General features: G+C 60.0%; 19 protein-coding genes. 3 read left to right on the top strand and 16 right to left on the bottom strand.

All coding sequences use genetic code 11. From position 1 onward, the window contains the following. Nucleotides 1-36: 36 nt before the first annotated feature. From RGR602_RS16685 to ybgC, 16 genes are all read right to left on the bottom strand, one after another. Nucleotides 37-369 carry a cytochrome C oxidase subunit IV family protein gene (locus tag RGR602_RS16685; protein ID WP_039846010.1) on the bottom strand — a complete coding sequence of 111 codons (333 nt, stop codon included), beginning with the start codon at nucleotides 367-369 and terminating at the stop codon, nucleotides 37-39. A gap of 8 nt (nucleotides 370-377) precedes the next feature. Further along, a complete protein-coding gene (locus tag RGR602_RS16690) occupies nucleotides 378-1,100 on the bottom strand; it encodes a heme-copper oxidase subunit III family protein (RefSeq protein WP_039846011.1) in 723 nt (240 codons plus the stop codon). Nucleotides 1,101-1,110: 10 nt separating this feature from the next. Continuing rightward, nucleotides 1,111-1,818 carry a cytochrome c oxidase subunit 3 gene (locus tag RGR602_RS16695; RefSeq protein ID WP_039846012.1) on the bottom strand — a complete coding sequence of 236 codons (708 nt, stop codon included), beginning with the start codon at nucleotides 1,816-1,818 and terminating at the stop codon, nucleotides 1,111-1,113. Continuing rightward, nucleotides 1,815-3,593, bottom strand: a complete 1,779-nt coding sequence (ctaD, locus tag RGR602_RS16700; protein ID WP_039846013.1) for a cytochrome c oxidase subunit I — start codon at nucleotides 3,591-3,593, stop codon at nucleotides 1,815-1,817. Before ctaD ends, RGR602_RS16695 begins: the two co-directional genes overlap by 4 nt. Before the next feature lie 31 nt (nucleotides 3,594-3,624). Beyond that, nucleotides 3,625-4,449 carry a cytochrome c oxidase subunit II gene (locus RGR602_RS16705; RefSeq protein WP_039846014.1) on the bottom strand — a complete coding sequence of 275 codons (825 nt, stop codon included), beginning with the start codon at nucleotides 4,447-4,449 and terminating at the stop codon, nucleotides 3,625-3,627. Between the two features lie 145 nt (nucleotides 4,450-4,594). Continuing rightward, nucleotides 4,595-4,981, bottom strand: a complete 387-nt coding sequence (locus RGR602_RS16710; protein ID WP_039846015.1) for a c-type cytochrome — start codon at nucleotides 4,979-4,981, stop codon at nucleotides 4,595-4,597. Between the two features lie 232 nt (nucleotides 4,982-5,213). Then, nucleotides 5,214-6,566: a phosphoglucosamine mutase gene (gene glmM / locus RGR602_RS16715; RefSeq protein ID WP_039846016.1), complete on the bottom strand. Its 1,353-nt coding sequence runs from the start codon at nucleotides 6,564-6,566 to the stop codon at nucleotides 5,214-5,216. Between the two features lie 241 nt (nucleotides 6,567-6,807). After that, the gene (gene ftsH, locus RGR602_RS16720; RefSeq protein ID WP_022715750.1) at nucleotides 6,808-8,739 is read right to left on the bottom strand and encodes an ATP-dependent zinc metalloprotease FtsH; all 1,932 of its coding nucleotides are present in this window, start codon (nucleotides 8,737-8,739) and stop codon (nucleotides 6,808-6,810) included. Between the two features lie 98 nt (nucleotides 8,740-8,837). Next, complete coding sequence (gene tilS, locus RGR602_RS16725; protein WP_039846017.1) at nucleotides 8,838-10,196, bottom strand: tRNA lysidine(34) synthetase TilS; 1,359 nt, start codon at nucleotides 10,194-10,196, stop codon at nucleotides 8,838-8,840. Nucleotides 10,197-10,206: 10 nt separating this feature from the next. Then, nucleotides 10,207-11,226, bottom strand: a complete 1,020-nt coding sequence (gene ybgF / locus RGR602_RS16730) for a tol-pal system protein YbgF (protein ID WP_039846018.1) — start codon at nucleotides 11,224-11,226, stop codon at nucleotides 10,207-10,209. Between the two features lie 161 nt (nucleotides 11,227-11,387). Continuing rightward, entirely contained in the window at nucleotides 11,388-11,915 is a 528-nt protein-coding gene (gene pal, locus RGR602_RS16735) for a peptidoglycan-associated lipoprotein Pal (RefSeq protein ID WP_039846019.1), read from the bottom strand. A 155-nt stretch (nucleotides 11,916-12,070) separates the two neighbouring features. After that, nucleotides 12,071-13,381: a Tol-Pal system beta propeller repeat protein TolB gene (tolB, locus tag RGR602_RS16740; RefSeq protein WP_039846976.1), complete on the bottom strand. Its 1,311-nt coding sequence runs from the start codon at nucleotides 13,379-13,381 to the stop codon at nucleotides 12,071-12,073. Nucleotides 13,382-13,402: 21 nt separating this feature from the next. Beyond that, complete coding sequence (locus RGR602_RS16745) at nucleotides 13,403-14,530, bottom strand: prolipoprotein diacylglyceryl transferase (protein ID WP_039846020.1); 1,128 nt, start codon at nucleotides 14,528-14,530, stop codon at nucleotides 13,403-13,405. Nucleotides 14,531-14,538: 8 nt separating this feature from the next. Beyond that, complete coding sequence (tolR, locus tag RGR602_RS16750) at nucleotides 14,539-14,994, bottom strand: protein TolR (protein WP_022715756.1); 456 nt, start codon at nucleotides 14,992-14,994, stop codon at nucleotides 14,539-14,541. 20 nt (nucleotides 14,995-15,014) lie between these two features. Further along, the gene (gene tolQ, locus RGR602_RS16755) at nucleotides 15,015-15,734 is read right to left on the bottom strand and encodes a protein TolQ (protein ID WP_022715757.1); all 720 of its coding nucleotides are present in this window, start codon (nucleotides 15,732-15,734) and stop codon (nucleotides 15,015-15,017) included. 394 nt (nucleotides 15,735-16,128) lie between these two features. Next, a complete protein-coding gene (gene ybgC, locus RGR602_RS16760; RefSeq protein WP_039846021.1) occupies nucleotides 16,129-16,584 on the bottom strand; it encodes a tol-pal system-associated acyl-CoA thioesterase in 456 nt (151 codons plus the stop codon). Nucleotides 16,585-16,699: 115 nt separating this feature from the next. Here ybgC and RGR602_RS16765 point away from each other — a divergent pair, with 115 nt between their 5' ends. From RGR602_RS16765 to RGR602_RS16775, 3 genes are read left to right on the top strand one after another with little or no spacing between them, the layout of a single operon-like run. Continuing rightward, nucleotides 16,700-17,920, top strand: coding sequence for an NAD-dependent epimerase/dehydratase family protein (locus RGR602_RS16765; protein WP_039846022.1), 1,221 nt, complete (start codon nucleotides 16,700-16,702; stop codon nucleotides 17,918-17,920). Between the two features lie 2 nt (nucleotides 17,921-17,922). Beyond that, on the top strand, nucleotides 17,923-18,780 hold the full coding sequence (locus RGR602_RS16770) for a glycosyltransferase (RefSeq protein WP_223844024.1): 858 nt from the start codon (nucleotides 17,923-17,925) through the stop codon (nucleotides 18,778-18,780). Beyond that, nucleotides 18,777-19,676, top strand: coding sequence for an NAD-dependent epimerase/dehydratase family protein (locus RGR602_RS16775; protein ID WP_039846023.1), 900 nt, complete (start codon nucleotides 18,777-18,779; stop codon nucleotides 19,674-19,676). Before RGR602_RS16770 ends, RGR602_RS16775 begins: the two co-directional genes overlap by 4 nt. Nucleotides 19,677-19,699 lie beyond the last annotated feature (23 nt).

Raw genomic sequence — 19,699 nt, forward strand, 5'->3', positions numbered from 1 at the left:
ATTCTTCGATCTTCTAAGGTTCGACAAGTGATCGCATCAGAGGCCCACACTGGAGAAGGTCAGCCGCGTGAAGATCGTATAGTTCGATTCCGAGACCATCATGGCGACGAAAACAAGCACCAGAACCGGCGGCACCAGGATTGCATAGACAAGTGCCAGCCGCTCCCAGGCCATGTGCATGAAGACGGCGACGATCAGTCCTGCCTTCAGCACCATGAAGAACAGGATCAGGAACCACCGCGCATAGCCCTGGATGGCGAAATAGTCGACCAGGTACGAGAAGGTGCTGAGGACGAAGAGCAACCCCCAGACCAGGAGATAGAGCTTGACGGGGTGTTGTTGTCCGGAATGCGTTTGCGCATGTGCCATGGCAGTTCTCACCACAAATAGAAGAATGCGAAGATGAATACCCAGACGAGATCGACGAAGTGCCAGTAGAGACCCATGATCTCAACGATCTCGTAATCACCCTTGCGGCTGGTAAAAAAGCCCCGCCGCTCCGTGTCGAAATCACCGCGCCAGACCTTGCGGGCGACGATCAGAAGGAAGATTACGCCGAAAGTGACATGGGTGCCGTGGAATCCCGTGATCATGAAGAACGACGAACCGAATTGCGCCGCACCCCAGGGATTTTCCCAGGGCCGCACGCCTTCCGAGATCAGTTTCGTCCATTCGAACGCCTGCATGCCGACGAATGTCGCGCCGAGAACCGCTGTCAACAGCATCAGGGCAGCCGTCCGGCCGCGTTCGCGGCGATATCCAAAATTGACAGCCATCGCCATCGTGCCGGAACTGCTGATGAGGACGAAGGTCATGATGGCGATCAGGATCAGCGGCAATTCCTGCCCACCGATATGAAGTGCGAAGACCTCGCTGGGATTCGGCCAATCGACAGGCGTAGACATGCGCGCAGTCATATAGGCAAGCAGAAAGCAGCCGAAGACGAAGGTGTCGCTGAGGAGGAAGATCCACATCATGGCCTTCCCCCACGAGACGTTCTTGAACGCCCGCTGGTCGGAAGAGAGATCGGCCGCGATCCCACGCAGGCCTTCGGGCCGCTGGAGTGTTCCGCCGGTTTGCGCTTGCGTATATTCAGCCATCCTTCATCCCTCACGAAATCAGCTGGCGGCAGAGATCGACGAAATCATTCGCCCAGCCGGCAAAGAGTGCGAAGAGAACCACCCAGACGAAAAGCATGAAATGCCAGTAGACGGCGCAGAGCTCGAGGCTGAGGTACAGCCTGCGGGCAGGGAAACGACTGTCGAAGGCCCTGCCCGTCGTGCGGCCGAGCACCGCCAGACCGCCCAGAATGTGCAGGCCGTGCAGGCCGGTCAGCATGTAGAAGAAGCTGTTGGCAGGATTGTCGGCAAGCACGTAACCGGCCGCCGCAAGCTCCCGCCACGCCATCACCTGTCCGGCGAGAAAGAGGAATACCGTCGCCAACCCCAAAAGAAGCGCAACCCGCATGATGTCGCTACGACCGCGGCGTGCCTCGCCTTTTGCCCATTCGAGCGCGACGCTGCTGAGCGCAAGCGCGGCGGTGTTGACCCAGAGCAGCCCGGGAATGGGCGTCGCCCACCAGTCGGCTGCCGCCATGCGCATGGAGTAGGCGCTAATCAGAAGCGCAAAGAGCGCGCCAACTACGGCGAGGAAAATGCCGAGCCCGACCCTGGCGGGCGCGATCGGCAATCGCTTTTGGCCGGCCGACTCGGTCACCAGTCCCACTTCCAGCCACGGCTTGGATGTCAGCCGGTGCTGGGTCATCCACCAAAGGACGATGACGGCGATGACCGCCAGGAAGATCATCATGACGCTCATGAAGCTGCTCCCGCCGTCGTCCGGGCGGTGCCCGGATCATTCTGCGCAAGGAAGTCCTGGCTATTGCCTGGCACGCTGTAATCATACGCCCAACGGTAGACCACCGGCAGTTCCTTGCCCCAGTTGCCATGCACCGGCGGGGTCTGCGGCGTCTGCCATTCCAGCGTTGTCGCACGCCACGGATTGCCGCCGGCTTCCCGGCCCCTGAAAAGGCTCCAGACCAGGTTGAACAGGAAGACGATCTGCGCTGCCCCGACAATCAGCGCAGCAGCGGTGATGAAAACGTTCAGCGTATCGGCGGACGGCGGAACGAAAGCCGTCTCGCCCATCTCATAATAGCGGCGAGGCACGCCCACCAGGCCGAGATAGTGCATGGGAAAGAAGATCGCATAGGTGCCGATGAACGTGGTCCAGAAATGGATGTGCCCCAGCGTCTCGTCCAGCATGCGCCCGGTCACCTTCGGATACCAATGATAGATCGCACCGAAAATGACCAGGATCGGTGCCACGCCCATCACCATGTGAAAATGCGCCACCACAAACATCGTATCGGACAGCGGCACGTCGACGACCACATTGCCGAGGAACAGCCCCGTCAGGCCGCCATTGACGAAAGTCAGAATGAAGGCGAGCGCAAAAAGCATCGGCAGCGTCAGGTGGATATCGCCGCGCCAGAGCGTCAGCACCCAGTTATAGACCTTGATCGCTGTCGGCACCGCAATGATGAGCGTCGTGACGGCAAAGAAGAAGCCGAAATTCGGGTTCATGCCGCTGACATACATGTGATGCGCCCAGACGATGAAGCTGAGCGCCCCGATGATCAGGATCGCCCAGACCATCATGCGATAGCCGAAGATATTCTTTCGCGCATGCGTGCTAATGAGATCGGAGACGATCCCGAAGGCGGGGAGCGCCACGATATAGACCTCGGGATGGCCGAAGAACCAGAAGAGATGCTGGAAAAGGATGGGACTGCCGCCACCCTGCTGCAGCTGCGTGCCCATCTCCACGATGGCAGGCATGAAGAAGCTCGTCCCGAGCAGCCGGTCGAACAGCATCATCACGGCGGCAACGAAAAGTGCGGGAAAGGCAAGCAGCGCCATGACCGTCGCGGTGAAAATTCCCCAGACCGTCAGCGGCATGCGCATCAGCGTCATGCCGCGCGCGCGTCCCTGCAGCACGGTCACGACATAATTCAGGCCGCCCATCGTGAAGCCGATGATGAACAGGATCAGCGACGACAGCATGAGAATGATGCCCCAGTCCTGTCCGCCCGGCGTGCCCGAAAGAATGGCTTGCGGCGGATAGAGCGTCCAGCCGGCCCCGGTTGGTCCGCCGGGCGCGAAAAATCCGGCGACGAGCACCAGCACGGCGAGCAGATAGATCCAGTAACTCAGCATGTTGGCATAGGGAAACACCATGTCCCTGGCGCCGAGCATCAGGGGAATGAGGTAGTTGCCGAAACCGCCGAGAAACAGTGCGGTGAGAAGATAGATCACCATGATCATGCCATGCATGGTGATGAACTGGTAATAGTGCTCCGCGTCGATGAAAGCGAAGTAACCGGGAAAGGCAAGCTGCAGGCGCATCAACCAGGACAGGACGAGCGCCACGAAACCGATCGCCATCGCCGTCACCGAGTATTGGACGGCAATGATCTTGGCATCCTGGCTGAAGACATATTTCGTCCACCAGCTCTTCGGATGGTAAAGTTCCACATCTTCGACTTCTGCAGGCGGGATGACCTCCCCGGCGCCCGATCGGATATCGACCATGATATGTCCGTCCTCCCTGTTCCTCCGATAGTTACTGCGCCTGTTCTGCCGGCTGCGCTTGCCCCGATGCCAGCATCTGCGTGAATGTCGTCTGCTCCGCCAGCCACGCCTGGTAGGCGACCTCCTCATCGATCATGACCGTTCCGCGCATTTGCGAATGCCCGACGCCGCACAGCTCGGCGCAAAGGATTTCGAACGTTCCCGTGCGCGTCGGCGTAAACCAGAAATAGGTCACCATGCCGGGGATCATATCCATCTTTGCCCGGAACTCCGGCACGTAGAAATCATGAAGGACGTCGATCGAACGAAGCAGGACCTTGACCGGCTTGCCGATCGGCAGGTGCAACTCACCTCCCTCGACGATGACGTCGTCGAGCCCTGCGGTGTCGTTCTTGTTCAGGCCAAGGGGATTTTCCGGACTGACCTCACGGGTATCGGATTTCCCCAGCCGTCCGTCTGCGCCCGGCATCCGGAAACTCCACTGCCACTGTTGAGCGACGACCTCGATCTGGTGCGCATCGGCGGGCACGGTGATGAACTGGTTCCACACGACGAGCCCGGGCGCAAGCATCGCGGCAACCCCGACGGAGGTTACCACCGCAAGCCATATCTCCAGCCGCCTGTTTTCCGGCTCATAGGCAGCCTGGTTTCCGGGTTTGTGCCGGAACCGGAACACGCAATAGGCCATGAAGGAACCCACCGCCACGAACACCAGACCGGTGATCGCAAAGGTGATCAGCAGGGTGTTGTCGATGTAGCTCCAGTTGGAGGCGATCGGCGTCCACCACCACGGGCTCAGCAAATGGAACACGACGGATCCCACGACCAGCAGAACCAGAACCAGCACGATAGCCATTGCCTGCTCCTTGAACTGTGACTTGCCACAGGGCGAAATCCGCAATCCGTCGGTGTATTTTTAGCATTATCTCACGAACAAGTCGTGTGGACAATGACGACAGCGAAAGCGGCGTTGCGGCGACCGTAAGGCATTCGCATCACATCTATTGGGAAAACTGCTTGAGGTAAGCGATGAGGTTGTTGATCTCGCTGTCATCCTTCAGCCCGGCAAACACCATCTTCGTTCCCTTTATCTTTCCCTTGGGATCGTGGAGATAGTCGCGCAGTGTTGCCTCATCCCAAACAAGCCCGCCCTCGCCTGCTTTCTTCATTGCCGGGGAATAGCTGAAATTCGGATGCGTCGCCGCCTTCCTGCCAAGAATCCGGTTCAGCGACGGACCGACCTTGTTCTTGTCCGTATCGGCCACATGACATATGGCGCATTTTTTGAAAACAGTAGCGCCCGCCGCGGCATCGCCCTCTTGGGCATTCACGCCAAAAGCAGGAAGCATGGCAACACATAAGCCGGCTAAGAGAATGCGATACCGCATGACAACCCAATCCTCCCAGGTTGCCTGAAACGACGGCCGGCGCCATGTTTCTATCGCAATATGGCTTGCCGTGTTGTCGCCGCTGCAGGCGGGTGACACTTGTGCGATCAGGAAAAAGCTATGCCTCCTCGCCGATAAGTCAATTCATCCAATAAGATTGTGCTGAAACGAATGACGCAGGCAAAAAAGCCGGCGCATTGGCGCCGGCTGTGATCGATCATCCAAGGCAGAACTAAGCGGCGGTACGGACGCCCGAGATCATGCCGATCAGCTCGTTGACAATGCGCTCGATCTGCGCCCGGTCGTCGCCTTCCGCCATGACGCGGATTAGCGGTTCGGTGCCGGAGGGGCGGATAACGAGGCGGCCGTTCTTGGAAAGCTCGGCTTCCGCATCGGCGATTGCCTGCTGCACCTGCAGGTCTTCCAGCGGCTTGCCGCTGGAAATGCGGACATTGCGCAGAAGCTGCGGCACCGGCTCGAAGCGGCGGCAGACTTCGCTGACGGTCTTGCCAGTGCGCTTGACGGCAGCAAGAATCTGCAGCGCGGCAACAAGGCCATCGCCGGTCGTGCCGTAGTCCGAGAGCACGATATGCCCGGACTGTTCGCCGCCGACGTTGAAATTGTGCTGGCGCATGTGCTCGACGACATAGCGGTCGCCAACCTTGGTGCGGGCAAGACCCATCCCCTTGCCTTCGAGAAAGCGTTCCAGGCCGAGGTTCGACATCACGGTCGCAACGATGCCGTTGCCGCGAAGCTGCTGGTTCTCCGCCCACGTTTCGGCGATCACCGCCATCAGCTGGTCGCCGTCGACCATCGTGCCGTTTTCATCCACGATGATGACCCGATCGGCGTCGCCATCGAGCGCGATACCGATATCGGCCCGCACTTCGTCGACCTTCTTCTGCAAGGCAACGGGGCTCGTGGAACCGCAGTTGAGATTGATGTTGGTCCCGTTCGGCTCGTTGCCGATCGTTACGACATCGGCGCCGAGTTCCCAAAGCACGGCCGGTGCCACTTTATAGGCGGCACCATTGGCGCAGTCGATCGCAATCCTCAGGCCCTGCAGCGTGACATCGCGCGGCAGCGTGCGCTTCGCATGCTCGATGTAGCGGTCATGCACGCCATCGATGCGCTTGGCACGGCCGATGTCGTCGGACTTGGCAAGTTGCGTGTGGAGATCCTTCTCCATCAAGTCTTCGATCTGTATTTCGATATCGTCGGAAAGCTTGTAGCCGTCGGGGCCAAAGAGCTTGATGCCATTGTCCTCGTATGGATTGTGCGAGGCGGAAATCATGACGCCGATATCGGCACGCAGCGAACGTGTCAGCATGGCGACTGCGGGCGTCGGAATCGGGCCAAGAACGAATGCATCGACACCAGCGGCCGTGAAGCCCGCCACCATGGCATTTTCCAGCATATAGCCGGAGAGACGCGTGTCTTTGCCGATGACCACGCGATGGCGGTGATTGCCGCGGCGGAAGATCGTACCGACTGCAATGCCGACCCGCATCGCCAGATCCGGCGTCATCGGGAAGATATTCGACTGCCCGCGAATGCCGTCTGTGCCGAAGTAACGTCTTTTCATATGGTCCCCTATGCTTTCAGCGCGCCAAGAAGGCAGCGCGTTGCGCCAAGCAATTCAAGCCGCAGAGACGATTCGCCCCAATACAAAGCCTCATTGCGGCCTCTTCATGATAGCGGCATGCCACAAATCCTATGCGCCATCACGTAAATTACCAAGAAAATTGATTATATCCCGTTACCGACGGAAAAAGGCCGGATCTTCTGCTGGAAAATCCGGCCTTGTTCGTTCGAGTTGCTTTCCGTCAATGCGGCTGAGGCTCGAGCCCTGCTTCCGGCTCGTCGCCCTTGGAAGCCGGGCGTGCGCCGGCTTTCGGCACGGCCGAGCCGCGGCTCGGCGGCGAATCGTCGCCAAGGTCGCGAGCGGGCTTTTCACCGCGCAGCAGCGCCTTGATTTCCTCGCCGGTCAGCGTTTCGTACTCAAGCAAGCCTTCGGCAAGCGCGACGAAATCGTCGTGCTTTTCGGTGAGGATATCACGCGCCTGCGTGTATGCCTCGTCAATAAGCCGACGCACTTCGTTGTCGATCTTTTGAGCCGTGGCCTCGGAAACGTTCTTCGATTGCGATACGGAATGGCCGAGGAAGACCTCCTGCTGGTTTTCGCCATAGGCAACCTGACCGAGCTGGTCGGAAAAGCCCCACTGCGTGACCATCGCGCGGGCAAGCTTGGTGGCCTGCTCGATATCCGAGGACGCACCGGAGGTGATGTTCTCCTTGCCGAAGGTTAGTTCTTCCGCAACGCGGCCGCCCATCATGATGCAGAGGCGCGAGACCATCCACTTATAGCTCATCGAGTAGCGGTCGCCTTCGGGCAACTGCATGACCATGCCGAGAGAACGGCCGCGCGGAATGATCGTTGCCTTGTGCAGCGGATCGGCGACGGCGACGTTGAGCGCCGTGATCGCATGGCCAGCTTCGTGATAGGCCGTGAGCTTCTTTTCCGCTTCGGTCATCGCCGAAGAGCGGCGCTCGGCGCCCATCATGATCTTGTCCTTGGCGTCTTCGAATTCCTGCATGGTGACGACGCGCTTGTTGCGGCGTGCGGCCATCAGGGCGGCTTCGTTGACGAGGTTCATCAGGTCAGCACCGGAGAAGCCGGGCGTACCGCGGGCGAGAACCTTGAGGTCGACATTCGGCGCCAGCGGAACGTTGCGGGCATGTACCTTGAGGATGCGCTCGCGGCCGACGATATCCGGATTCGGAACGACAACCTGACGATCGAAACGGCCCGGACGTAGCAGTGCGGGGTCGAGAACGTCAGGGCGGTTGGTCGCGGCGATCAGGATGATGCCTTCATTGGCCTCAAAGCCGTCCATCTCGACCAGCAACTGGTTGAGCGTCTGTTCGCGCTCGTCGTTGCCGCCGCCAAGACCGGCGCCGCGATGGCGGCCGACGGCGTCGATTTCGTCGATGAAGATGATGCAGGGCGCATTCTTCTTCGCCTGCTCGAACATGTCGCGGACGCGACTTGCGCCGACGCCGACGAACATTTCGACGAAATCGGAACCCGAGATGGTGAAGAACGGGACGTTGGCTTCGCCGGCAACGGAGCGGGCGAGCAGCGTCTTACCGGTACCCGGAGGGCCGACAAGCAGCACGCCGCGCGGGATCTTGCCGCCGAGGCGCTGGAACTTCTGCGGATCGCGCAGGAATTCGACGATTTCTTCCAAGTCCTGCTTGGCTTCGTCGACGCCTGCGACGTCATCGAAGGTGACGCGGCCATGCGCCTCCGTGAGCAGCTTGGCCTTCGACTTGCCGAAGCCCATCGCGCCACGCGAGCCGCCTTGCATCTGCCGCATGAAGAACAGCCAGACGCCGAGAATGAGCAGCATCGGCAGCAGCGTGCCGAGATAGCTCAGGAAGCCTGACGAACCGTCGGTTTCAGGCCGGGCCGAAACCAGGACGTTCTTCGACTGCAGGCGCTCGAGCAGGTTGTCATCTATGACAGGAGAATAGGTCTGGAAGGTGGTGCCGTTTTCAACATAGCTTCCCGACACACGGTTGCCCGTGACGACGACTTCCTTGACGCGGCCCGCATCGACCTCACGCAGGAACTGCGAATAGGGTATGTCGCGCGAGCCGGTCTGCGCCGGCGTCGTCTGGAACATGCTGAAAAGGGCAATCAGCAGAAGCGCTATGATTGCCCACAAGGCGAAATTACGTAAGTTAGGGTTCATTGAACTCCCCAGCACTGCAACAACCGCCTCATGGCAGCCGTCTTATTTGGCTTCTAACATAGGGTTGCGCTGTGCCGTTGCCAAGGCGATACACTCTGTCAGATGGCTTTTCCGTCAATAAGACCTAAAGGCGGGCTTGGATAGGGGCGCATTCCAAAAGCCGCCGCGAGGCTTTCAGCAAAGATGAGATCAAATCGTGTCAAAAAGCGGTCGAACAGCGCAAAATACCGCGTGAGAGTGACATCCGGATGAGAATTCATGCACAGGTTCGCGTCAGCGGCGACTGAAATGCGTGGCTGAGCTGCCAAGGCCCGCTTGAGCGCAGCTTTTGGCAATCCAGCCACGCGCCGTGGCTGGATTGCCGTGGCAAGCACGGGAACGAGGGAGGAGTTGGCGGAACGTGCGATAACCGTCAGATCGAACGACGATCTATTCTCGACAACAAACCGGCCATCCCAGATGCCGCGCTCTGCGGGCGCAACGACCAGTGGCAAGATGCCGCGGCTTTCGCGTGCAAGGTAAAGGCCGTCGCGTCTTAGATCGAAAACCACTCTGCTTGCGGTCATGCGTCGGGGCGTGCCTGCGGTTACGAGAGCGAGAATGCGATCCATCTGCACGCGGCCTGGCGCAAAGCGTTGTCCGCCGAAAACGGCCGCAAGACGGCCGAGCGCATAACCGAGCACGTCCAGGGGCGCCTCAAGTCCATCTCTGTCCACGCGGCCCAGCCCTTCGCACGGAAGGGTAAAATGACGGCCGAGCCATTGGGCCGCCTGCCGTGAAAGCTCCAAGCGGATGTCGCCGTAAGCGTCTGCCTCCGGGGCGCCCTCACCCGCCAATGCGGCGCGCGTCCGCACGCGCTCATATTTAAGATCCTCATTGCTTGGATCATCGAGCCAAGGCAAGGCTCGGGCCGACAGAAATGCGCGGATATCGGCGCGCAGGCACGAAAGAAACGGCCGGGCGATCCAGACCCGGCGCTCAAAGAGAACGGCATCGGCGATGCCGGTGGAGGGGTTGTCGCTGCGCGCGCTGCGCATCGCTCGCGTCTCCCGCTGATCGTCCAGCGTATGCGCCGTCACGATGAGATTAGCGTCAAGTTCCGCCGCGGCATCTGCGAGCAGTTCGTAACGTGCCTCACGGGCGGCCACCATGATGCCGGTTTTTGGTTTGGGATCGCGCCAGACATGGATCACGTGGGCAATGCCGAGCGATTTGCATAAGGCTGCGACATGGCGCGCCTCATCTGCCGATTCTGCGCGCAGATCGTGGTCGATCGTCGCGGCGCATAGGGAAATTTGGGAATTGGGTTCGGCCTTCAGCGCTTCCAAAAGTGCAAGAAGCAGACCGGTCGAATCGCTGCCGCCGGAGATGGCGACGAGAATACGCGTCGGGCTGGCAAGCGAACGGAGAAAGCGACGGGCCGCGGCCTCGGGCGAAAGCACAGTGTCCGGAGACAAACCGGAATCCTCAGCAGGAGAGGCGCTTCTGTTCGCTCGCGACCTTGCTTATGACAGCGCGCGAAGCCTTCGGGTAACGCTTGGTGACTTCCTTGAGCGTCGCACAGGCCGTGTCGTTATTGTCGAGTGCAGCCAGCGACATGCCGAGCTTCAGTAGCATTTCGGGCGCCTTTTCGGACGAGCCGTATTTCTTGTGGGCATTCAGGAAGGTCTTGGCGGCCTCATTGAACTTGCCCTGGGAATAGAGCGCTTCGCCCAGCCAGAAATTGGCATCGGCAGCCCGAGCGCTTCCCGGATACTGCGCGATATACTGGGTGAACTGCTCTTCGGCAATCGCGTAATCACCGGAAAGGACGTGACCGTAAGCGGCCTTGTACTGATCGGTCTCGCTGCCGAGAGATGCGGTCTGCTGCGGCGACGTCCCGGCATTCACGTCGGGAAGCGGCGCTGAACCGACCTCGGCGCTCTCATTCACGCTGCCGCCGATCGGATTGCCGTTCTGATCGAACTGGATCGAGCCCAGCTGCTGCGGCGGCCGCCCGAAACCGCTGTCCGACGGAACGTCGTTGGAGGGAGCCCTTTCGGCTCCCTGTGGTGTCTCGATGATCGTCGCGACATCGTCGTTCTGGCGCTGGGGGCGTGCATCGGCCTGCCCGGAAGCCGGAGGCTGCAGATCCGCCTCGCTCTTCTTCGTGTTGCCCTTCGAACCAGCGGCACCGCCGCTCTTTTCCAGATCCTGGAAGCGAAATTCGTTGTCTTCCTGCGTCTTGCGCAGTGATTCCTGCATCTGCAGGATCTGGAAGCTCATTTCCTCGATGCGGCCGTTCAGTTGACGCAGTTGCTCTTCGAGTTGCTGCACGCGCATTTCCGCGCTGCTGCTCTGCACGTTGACCGCCGGCGGCGTCTGCGTCTGGCTTTGCGCAGGCTTGCCGCCAAAGTTCATGCCGAGAAACGAAGCGGAATAAGCCGCTCGCTCGGTTCCGGTTACGGCCGCGAGGCAGAGCAAGCCTGCCACGACAAGTTTCTTCATAGGTTTCGTCCTGTCCCAGTGATTCTTCGCGCCTGGATGGCACGAACAGGAGATTTTTCCAATTACCTTCAAAAAGCAACGGAGTCTGGCCAAAGTGTGTTCAAAAAGAAAGGCGGCCCGCGAAGGAGCCGCCTTTTCGCAACACAATATATTTGAGGGGATTACATACCGGCGCCGCCGAGAACAGTGACTGCACGGCGGTTCTGCGACCAGCAGGAAATATCGTCGCAGACGGCGACCGGACGTTCCTTGCCGTAGGAGATCGTCTTCATGCGCTGAGCCGGAACACCGCGCGAAGAAAGGTAATCCTTGGTGGCGGCAGCACGGCGGGCGCCGAGTGCAAGGTTGTATTCGCGCGTGCCGCGCTCGTCGGCATGGCCTTCGACGGTGATCGCATAGTTCGGGTAGCGAGCCAGCCACTGTGCCTGGCGGTCGAGTGTCTGGGCAGCGTCGGCACGGATCGAGGTCGAGTCAGTGTCGAAGAAGATGCGGTCGCCGACGTTGACGGTAAAGTCCTGAGCCGAACCCGGCGTTGCGGCACCTGCACCGAGGCCGAGCTCGCCAGCGCTGTTCGGCGTCTTCTTGTTGGCGCAGCCAGCGAGCGCCAGACCGGCAACGAGTGCGATCATGACGGGGTTGCGGGCGAAATACTGCATGCGGCTCATTGCCGGGGTGTGAATTCGGCTCATGGCCGGGTCTCCTTGCGATTTATCAGGGTTGCCGGACTGTAACCGTACTCGGTTAATCGGCGCTCAAGAAGTATGGTTAATAATTTGTTGATTGTCCCTGCATCGGCCAATTCCAGCACTTTGCGGCGACAAGAAGGCGAAATCCGGCTCATCCACTACTCAAGCAGCGGCGACCAGGCCGGGTCGGATGCGTAGGTCGGCGTCTTGATGGCCTGCTCGTTGTAACCGGTCAAATCGATCGAATAAAGCTGCGGGCCGCCTGCGCCGGCTGGCTGGCGGAAGAACATCAGCACACGCCCGTTCGGCGCCCAGGTCGGGCCTTCGTTGTGGAAGCCCGTCGTCAGGATGCGCTCGCCCGAACCGTCCGGCTTCATCACGCCGATCGAGAATTTCCCGCCCGATTGCTTGGTGAAGGCGATCAGATCGCCGCGTGGCGACCAGACTGGCGTCGAATAGTTGCCGTCGCCGAAGGAGATACGCGTCTGGCCGGAGCCGTCAGCATTCATCACGTAAATCTGCTGCTTTCCGCCGCGGTCGCTTTCGAAAACGATCCGGCCCCCATCCGGAGAATAGGATGGCGAGGTATCGATCGCGGCTGTCGACGTCAGGCGCGTCGTCGTGCGCGACCGCAGATCCATCGTGTAGATATTCGCGTTACCTTCCTGCTGAAGGCTCATCACCACTTTTTGGCCATCCGGCGAAAAGCGCGGCGAAAAGGTCATGCCGGGGAAGTTGCCGACAACTTCACGCTGTCCGGTTTCGAGCTGCAACAGGTAGACGCGCGGCTGCTGGTTGGCGAAGGACATGTAGGTCACTTCCTGCCGGTTCGGCGAGAAGCGCGGCGTCAGAACGAGGTCGCTGCCATCCGTCAGCGTGCGCACGTTAAAGCCGTCCTGATCCATGATCGCGAGTTGGCGTTTGCGCTGCTGCTTCGTGCCAGACTCGGAGACAAAGACGACACGGGTATCGAAATAGCCTTCTTCGCCGGTGATCTGCTTATAGATCGCATCGGCAATGATGTGGGCAACGCGACGCCAGTTTTCCGGCTGCGTATAGAATTGCTGGCCGGTCATCTGCTGACCGGCGAAGGAATCCCACAGACGGAACTCGGCGCGAAGTCGGCCATCACCTTCCTGCGTGACGCGGCCGGTGACGAGCGCCTGCGCGTTGATGACCTTCCAGTCTTCGAAACGCGGAGCGGCATCGGGGTTGGAAATCTTCTCGATGAAGGCGTTCTTGTTGATCGGCGCAAAGAGGCCGGAGCGCTGGAGATCGGCGGCGATCACCTGGGAGACCTGCGCGCCCATGTCGCCCTGCAGGAAATCGGTAATGGCGATCGGCAGCGGCTCGACGTTACCCTTGTTGATGTTGATCTCGACAAGCGCGTGGGCAGGCGTCGCGATAGCCGCCGTCACAGCCATGCCGAGAGCCACCATGAAGGCGCGGATGAGGGAACACTTGGTCATGAGGAGCAAGCCTTTCAGCATTTAAAGGGCCATCTGACTGGGGTCGAAGTTCACGATGACTTCGCTCCACGCGTCATATTTGTCTTTCGGAAGGTTGGTGAATGGCGCGGACCGTTTGACGGCACGATAGGCACCGCCTGCAAGTGCACGGCGTGTGGATTCGTTGCCGCCGGTCGCTTCGACCTCGGGGTCTCCGATGATCTCGCCATTCTCGTCCAGCTTCATGTGGACGGTGATGCGGACCTGGTCCATGTCCGCAAGGCCGGGAATGATCTGCCAGTTGCCGGCAATCGCATTACGCAGCGCATCCATCTCGCTCATGCTGAGCTTGGCGCCGGTGTTATTCGACTTCTTGGCACCCAGAGATGCGACTTCGGTCGAGCGCTTGGCGCCGCCGTTGGAAGGCTCCTGCTTGTTCAGCAGTGCTGCGATGTCGTCGGCGTTGAAATCGCTCTGCTTCGAGGACGAGGCCTTCGCCTTTTCCTGGGCCTTGTCGGCTTTCTTCTTGTCCGGCTGCTTGTCAGCCGTCTTCTGCTGGTCCTGCGCTTTTTCCGGCGGCTTTTCAGCGGGTTTCTGCTCGGGCGGCTTCACCTGCGGCTTGGCCACCGGCGTGGGAACATTGTCCGGCAGCGCTTCGGCTTCCGGCTTCGGCGGCTCGGCCTGTTCGGCGGGCATTTCTTCCGGCTTCGGCGGCGTCGGCGCAATTTCCGGCTTGGTTTCTGGAACCGATGCGACTTCCTTCGGCTCATCGACCACCGTGTCCTCCTTCATGATCTCCTTCACCTCGTTGGGGACGGGATCATTCTGGGGAAGCGGCTTTTCGGCGGCTTTCGGCGCGGCAGTGCTTTCGTTGTTGTTGGGCTTGGCGTTCGGGATCGGCGGCGTCTTCAGATCGATCTTGTTGTCGCCGAGGTTCTCTGCGTCTGCAACATCAGCGGGTTTTGACGTCGGCTTCGGCGCCGGCTTGTCGTTGGGCTTTGCCGTCTTGTCACCCTGCTGCATCTGGGTGATGGATTCGACTGGCACCAGATCGACCGGCATCGCTTCGAAATCATCGACCTTGAACGATTCCGGCGAACCGATGGTCACCAGAGCCGCGGCGAGCACCAAGCCGTGCAGAACAGCAGATGTGACGACACTGGTCTTCATCTTGCTTTCTACTGGTCCTTCTTCTGCTGCGTGACGAGACCGATATTCTTGAAGCCCGCGCCCTGGATGCGCGCCATGACGTCGGCGATCACGCCGTAGGGCGCCGTCGCGTCACCACGCACGAAGATGCGCTCATTGTAGCCGGTGGTCGCGATCGCTTCGAGCTTGGCGGCGATCTCTTCGGCCGGGATCGGCGTTTCCTGCAGGAACACCGCACCGTCGTTCTTGACGGAAATGGTGATCGGCTGCGTTTCGGAATTGAGCGCCTTGGCCTGCGTTTCCGGCAGGTCGATCGGCACGCCGACGGTCATCATCGGGGCCGCCACCATGAAGATGATGAGCAGCACGAGCATGACGTCGACGAGCGGCGTCACGTTGATCTCGGAAATAACACCCTTGTTCCGGCCACCACGGCGGCGGCGTCCTCCGCCTCCGCCGTTATTGCCTCCAACAGCCATACCCATGATCGTGTACTCCGTTGGTTTTACTGTGCGGCCTGACGCGGCTGCAGCTTCTCGTCGATCTGGCGCGAAAGTATGGCGGAGAATTCGTCCGCAAAGCCTTCCATGCGGCCAGAGAGTTTGCCGGCATCCGCGGAGAACTTGTTGTAGGCGATAACCGCCGGGATAGCGGCAACGAGGCCGATCGCAGTGGCGAGAAGAGCCTCGGCAATACCTGGGGCAACGACCGCGAGATTGGTCGATTTCGAACCGGCGATTGCCTGGAACGAAGTCATGATGCCGACGACCGTACCGAAGAGACCGATGAACGGACCGGCCGAACCGATGGTCGCGAGCGACCCGAGGCGGGCGGAAAGATATTCGGTTTCACGGGCGAGCGTCACATCCATTGCCCGGTCGATACGCATCTGCAGGCCGATCGGCGAGCGTGCGCCGCGCTCGAAGGACTTCTTCCACTCGCGCATGGCGGCGACGAAGATCGAAGCAAGCCCGGTATTGTTGCGTTCGGAAAGTGTCCTGTACAGCTCTTCCAGCGACTGACCCGACCAGAAAACCTGTTCGAACTTGTCGAACTGGCGCCGGGCGCGCCCATAGGCCAGATATTTGTCGATGACAATTGCCCAGGTCCAGACGGAGGCTGCGATCAGCCCGAGCATGACCAGCTTGACGACGATGCCTGCCTGCATGAACAGCGACCAGAGGCTGACGTCGGCCGTTGCTGCTGCCAATCCTACTTGTTCCATTTATCAAAATCCCCGAATCCAAACGCCCGGTGCTTGACCGGGCGGCACAGAAAGTGATCTCGCAAGAATTGCCTGGCGACCGCCGCCCAAAGCCCTGGTCAAGCTTAAAGCTCTTCTTCCGCCTTCCTTGCCGTCAAATTTGGTCAAAGGAAGGCGTGCACCGCACAATCTCTGACTTTCAGAGTAAGACACTATTATGGTTAATAGATCGTTAGTGCCAGAGTATGACGGCAAAGCTTTACCAGCTGAATTTTTTCTTCTCGGCTTGGCACGAAGAGACCGAAGTCCGACGACGGAGTACCGCGCAATTCTTGCAGCGCCGAATTCCTTCACATGAAAGTCAGGTTTTTGCAAGGCTTGCGTTTGGTCATTTCTGCATGTCTGGAATGCGCTTTCAGCCCTCCTGCGTCTCTATTTGCATCTGCCTTGCCAGCGCCTCGGGCAACCGCCGCGGTCTTCCCTTCGCGTTGATGACGGCAATGATGACCTTGGCGGCGATAAGCGGCGTTTCGCCGCGGCGGATGTCCTGTTGCAGCACCATCTTCGCGCCGCCTGCCTTCTCGGTGCGCGTGACGATGGTGAGAACATCGTCCATGCGCGCCGGATTCCTGAAGTCGATCTCCATGCGGTGGACGACGAAAACGAGCCCTTCCTCGTCGGCGGTGATCAGCTCGCGCTGCTCGACGCCCAGGCAGCGAAGATAGTCGGTGCGGCCGCGCTCGAGGAAATGCAGATAGCGCGCGTGATAGACGAGACCGGAGAAATCGGTGTCTTCGTAATAGACGCGCTGGATCAGTTGGTGCCCCGTCTCCGTCAGCACGCCAGAAATCGAAAAGCCGTTATCCGCCATAATTTTCTCCAAACACGCATGCCTGTTGGCGAGGCGCAGCAATGCCCTAGCTTTGAACAATCGTCACAGTACTTGAGTATTCCCGATAGTGGATGAACATGCAGGAGGCAATGCGATGAAGATTGCGGTGATGGGCGGAGATGGGTTCATTGGCTGGCCGACATCGCTGCATCTCTCAGACGCGGGGCACGACGTCCACATTCTCGACAATCTCTCGCGGCGCTGGATCGACACCGAACTTGGCGTGCAATCGCTGACGCCGATGGATTCCATTCAGGAGCGTACCCGCATCTGGCATGCCGAAACCGGGCGGCGCATCCATTTCAATCTGATTGACCTCGCCAAGGATTACGAGCTTCTCAAGAATTGGCTTGCCGAAAACCGGCCGGCGGCCATCGTCCATTTCGCCGAGCAGCGCGCGGCTCCCTATTCGATGAAGAGCGACCGGCACAAGAACTACACCGTCAACAACAATGTCAGCGCTACGCATAACCTTTTGAATGCGCTCGTCGAATTACAGCTCGACGCTCATCTGATCCACCTCGGCACGATGGGCGTCTACGGTTATTCGACCGTCGGCGCGGCGATCCCCGAGGGCTACCTGACCGTCGGCGTCGAAACGGCGGATGGCGAGATGGCCCGACAGGAAATCCTCTATCCGTCCAATCCCGGCTCGATCTACCATATGACCAAGTGCCTGGATCAACTGCTCCTGCAGTTCTATGCGAAAAATGATGCGCTGCGCATCACCGACCTGCACCAGGGCATCGTATGGGGCACACATACGCAGCAGACCTGCCGCCATCCCCAACTGATCAACCGTTTCGACTATGACGGCGACTACGGCACCGTACTGAACCGCTTTCTCATCCAGGCCGCGATCGGCTACCCGCTGACCGTGCACGGCACAGGCGGCCAGACGCGCGCCTTCATCCATATCCAGGATTCGGTTCGCTGCATCGAGCTTGCGCTGAAGAACCCGCCTGCGCGCGGCTCCCGTGTCGAGATCTTCAACCAGATGACCGAGACGCATCGGGTGCGCGATCTTGCCGAGATGATCGCCAGGATGAGCGGCGCGAAGATCGCCTGGCTTCCCAATCCGCGCAAGGAAGCGCCGGAAAACGATCTGATCGTCAGGAACGAGAAATTCCGCGATCTGGGGCTCGATCCGATCACGCTCGAGGCGGGCTTGCTCAGCGAGATCGTCGACGTCGCCAGGAAATTCGCTTACCGCGTCGACCGCTCCCGCGTTCCCGCAGTCTCTGCCTGGACGAAGGACATCGCCGCCACGATCGACCGCGACCCGGAAGGCAAGCGGCTGAAATCGGTGTCATGAGCATGGACGTGATGGAGACCGGAGCGGTCATCTCATTAGGAGAGTGGCCTCAGCGTTACGCCTACATCACCCTCGTCACGAATGCCGACTATGCCAAGGGTGCGACCGCGCTTGTACGCTCCCTTCGGCTCACGAAAACGGCGGCCAATATCGTCGTGCTGCATACCGGCGGCGTTGATGGAATCGCGCTTGCCCCGCTTGCCGATCTTGGCTGCCGCCTCATCGCAGTCTCGCACCTGCCGCTTTCCGGCGCCTTCAACGAGCGTCATGCCCGCGGCCAGCTTCATTCCGCCGCTCCCTTCGCTAAGGGCCGCAAGCCTGATTTTCATTCGCCGCTCGACAATTTCTGCAAGCTTCGCCTCTGGCAACTGACCGAATACGAGCGAATCGTCTTCATCGACGCCGATGCTATCATCTTGAAGAATATCGACAAACTCTTCGCCTACCCCGAATTTTCCGCAGCACCGAATGTCTATGAAACGCTTGCCGACTTCCGCCGCATGAATTCCGGTGTCTTCGTCGCAAGACCCTCCGAAGAAACCTTTGGCCGGATGCTTGCCATGCTCGACCAGCCGGATGCCTTCTGGCGACGGACCGACCAGACCTTCCTCGAAGCCTTCTTCCCGGATTGGCACGGCCTCCCCGTCTATTTCAACATGCTGCAATATGTATGGTTCACCATGCCCGCGCTTTGGGACTGGAAGAGCATTTCGGTCCTGCATTACCAATATGAAAAGCCATGGGAGAAGGATCATCCGAAGGCGGCCAGGCTCAAGCCGCTGATCGATCTCTGGCACTCCGTCCATGCCGGCAACGACCTGCCGGACCTTGCGTCCATGATGAACCCGGAGGCGAAATGAAGGTACTGGTATCCGGCGGGACGGGCTTGGTGGGACGCTATATCGTCGAGGAGCTGCTTGCCGCCGGATATTCGGTCATCATTGGCGGTCGCCGCGCGCCATTGCCACGCCTCTTCTCCCGTCCCGTCGAATTCGCACCGCTTTCGCTCGATCCCGACAAGGACCATATCGAGGCCTTCGACGATGCCTATTTCTTCGTGCATGCCGCGCTCAGCCACCTACCCGGTCGATATCGTGGCGGCGAAGGCGATGATCCGGGCGGCTTCCGCCGCCTAAACCTCGACGGCACTGTGTCGCTCTTCGACACCGCCAAGCGCGCCGGTACCCGCCGCTGCATCTTCATCTCCAGCCGCGCCGCCTATCAGGACACAGCGCCCGGCACTGTTCTCACAGAAGACATGCTGCCGGAGCCGGATACGCTTTACGGAGAGGTAAAGCTCGCCGGCGAGCGAGCGCTCGCCCATCTGGCCGGACCGGGCTTTGCAGCGACCAGCTTGCGCACCACGGGAGTCTATGGCGACTTGCTCCCGAACAAATGGACGGGTCTCATCGAGGATTACCTGAGCGGCAGGCCGGCGCCCGTTCGAGCCGGAACGGAAGTTCACGGCCGCGACCTCGGCCGCGCCGTGCGGCTGATGCTGGAGACGGAAAGCGCCCGCGTCTCCGGCGAGGTCTTCAATGTTTGCGATCTTCTCGCCGATACCCGCGATATCTTGTCGGTCGTGCAACAGCAAACCGGCTGTTCCAATCCTCTGCCTGCCTCGGCAGACAAGTCTGCCATCAATCGGATGAGCACCGAAAAGTTGCAAGCGCTCGGCTGGCTTGCGGGCGGCAAGGCCTTGTTCGAACAGACGGTCCGGCAACTGGCGGCCCCATTGCAGCACTTGCGGCAGTAAACGCCCGCTGTTTCACGGGATTG

This window comes from Rhizobium gallicum bv. gallicum R602sp, assembly GCF_000816845.1.
Taxonomy (GTDB): Bacteria; Pseudomonadota; Alphaproteobacteria; order Rhizobiales; family Rhizobiaceae; genus Rhizobium; species Rhizobium gallicum.

What these genes read in the sequence shown, in the direction of transcription:
- RGR602_RS16685 (WP_039846010.1), bottom strand. Translation starts at nt 369, where the DNA reads ATGGCACATGCGCAAACGCATTCCGGACAACAACACCCCGTCAAGCTC.
- RGR602_RS16690 (WP_039846011.1), bottom strand. Translation starts at nt 1,100, where the DNA reads ATGGCTGAATATACGCAAGCGCAAACCGGCGGAACACTCCAGCGGCCC.
- RGR602_RS16695 (WP_039846012.1), bottom strand. Translation starts at nt 1,818, where the DNA reads ATGAGCGTCATGATGATCTTCCTGGCGGTCATCGCCGTCATCGTCCTT.
- ctaD (WP_039846013.1), bottom strand. Translation starts at nt 3,593, where the DNA reads ATGGTCGATATCCGATCGGGCGCCGGGGAGGTCATCCCGCCTGCAGAA.
- RGR602_RS16705 (WP_039846014.1), bottom strand. Translation starts at nt 4,449, where the DNA reads ATGGCTATCGTGCTGGTTCTGGTTCTGCTGGTCGTGGGATCCGTCGTG.
- RGR602_RS16710 (WP_039846015.1), bottom strand. Translation starts at nt 4,981, where the DNA reads ATGCGGTATCGCATTCTCTTAGCCGGCTTATGTGTTGCCATGCTTCCT.
- glmM (WP_039846016.1), bottom strand. Translation starts at nt 6,566, where the DNA reads ATGAAAAGACGTTACTTCGGCACAGACGGCATTCGCGGGCAGTCGAAT.
- ftsH (WP_022715750.1), bottom strand. Translation starts at nt 8,739, where the DNA reads ATGAACCCTAACTTACGTAATTTCGCCTTGTGGGCAATCATAGCGCTT.
- ybgF (WP_039846018.1), bottom strand. Translation starts at nt 11,226, where the DNA reads ATGAAGAAACTTGTCGTGGCAGGCTTGCTCTGCCTCGCGGCCGTAACC.
- pal (WP_039846019.1), bottom strand. Translation starts at nt 11,915, where the DNA reads ATGAGCCGAATTCACACCCCGGCAATGAGCCGCATGCAGTATTTCGCC.
- tolB (WP_039846976.1), bottom strand. Translation starts at nt 13,381, where the DNA reads ATGACCAAGTGTTCCCTCATCCGCGCCTTCATGGTGGCTCTCGGCATG.
- RGR602_RS16745 (WP_039846020.1), bottom strand. Translation starts at nt 14,530, where the DNA reads ATGAAGACCAGTGTCGTCACATCTGCTGTTCTGCACGGCTTGGTGCTC.
- tolR (WP_022715756.1), bottom strand. Translation starts at nt 14,994, where the DNA reads ATGGGTATGGCTGTTGGAGGCAATAACGGCGGAGGCGGAGGACGCCGC.
- tolQ (WP_022715757.1), bottom strand. Translation starts at nt 15,734, where the DNA reads ATGGAACAAGTAGGATTGGCAGCAGCAACGGCCGACGTCAGCCTCTGG.
- ybgC (WP_039846021.1), bottom strand. Translation starts at nt 16,584, where the DNA reads ATGGCGGATAACGGCTTTTCGATTTCTGGCGTGCTGACGGAGACGGGG.
- RGR602_RS16765 (WP_039846022.1), top strand. Translation starts at nt 16,700, where the DNA reads ATGAAGATTGCGGTGATGGGCGGAGATGGGTTCATTGGCTGGCCGACA.
- RGR602_RS16770 (WP_223844024.1), top strand. Translation starts at nt 17,923, where the DNA reads ATGGACGTGATGGAGACCGGAGCGGTCATCTCATTAGGAGAGTGGCCT.
- RGR602_RS16775 (WP_039846023.1), top strand. Translation starts at nt 18,777, where the DNA reads ATGAAGGTACTGGTATCCGGCGGGACGGGCTTGGTGGGACGCTATATC.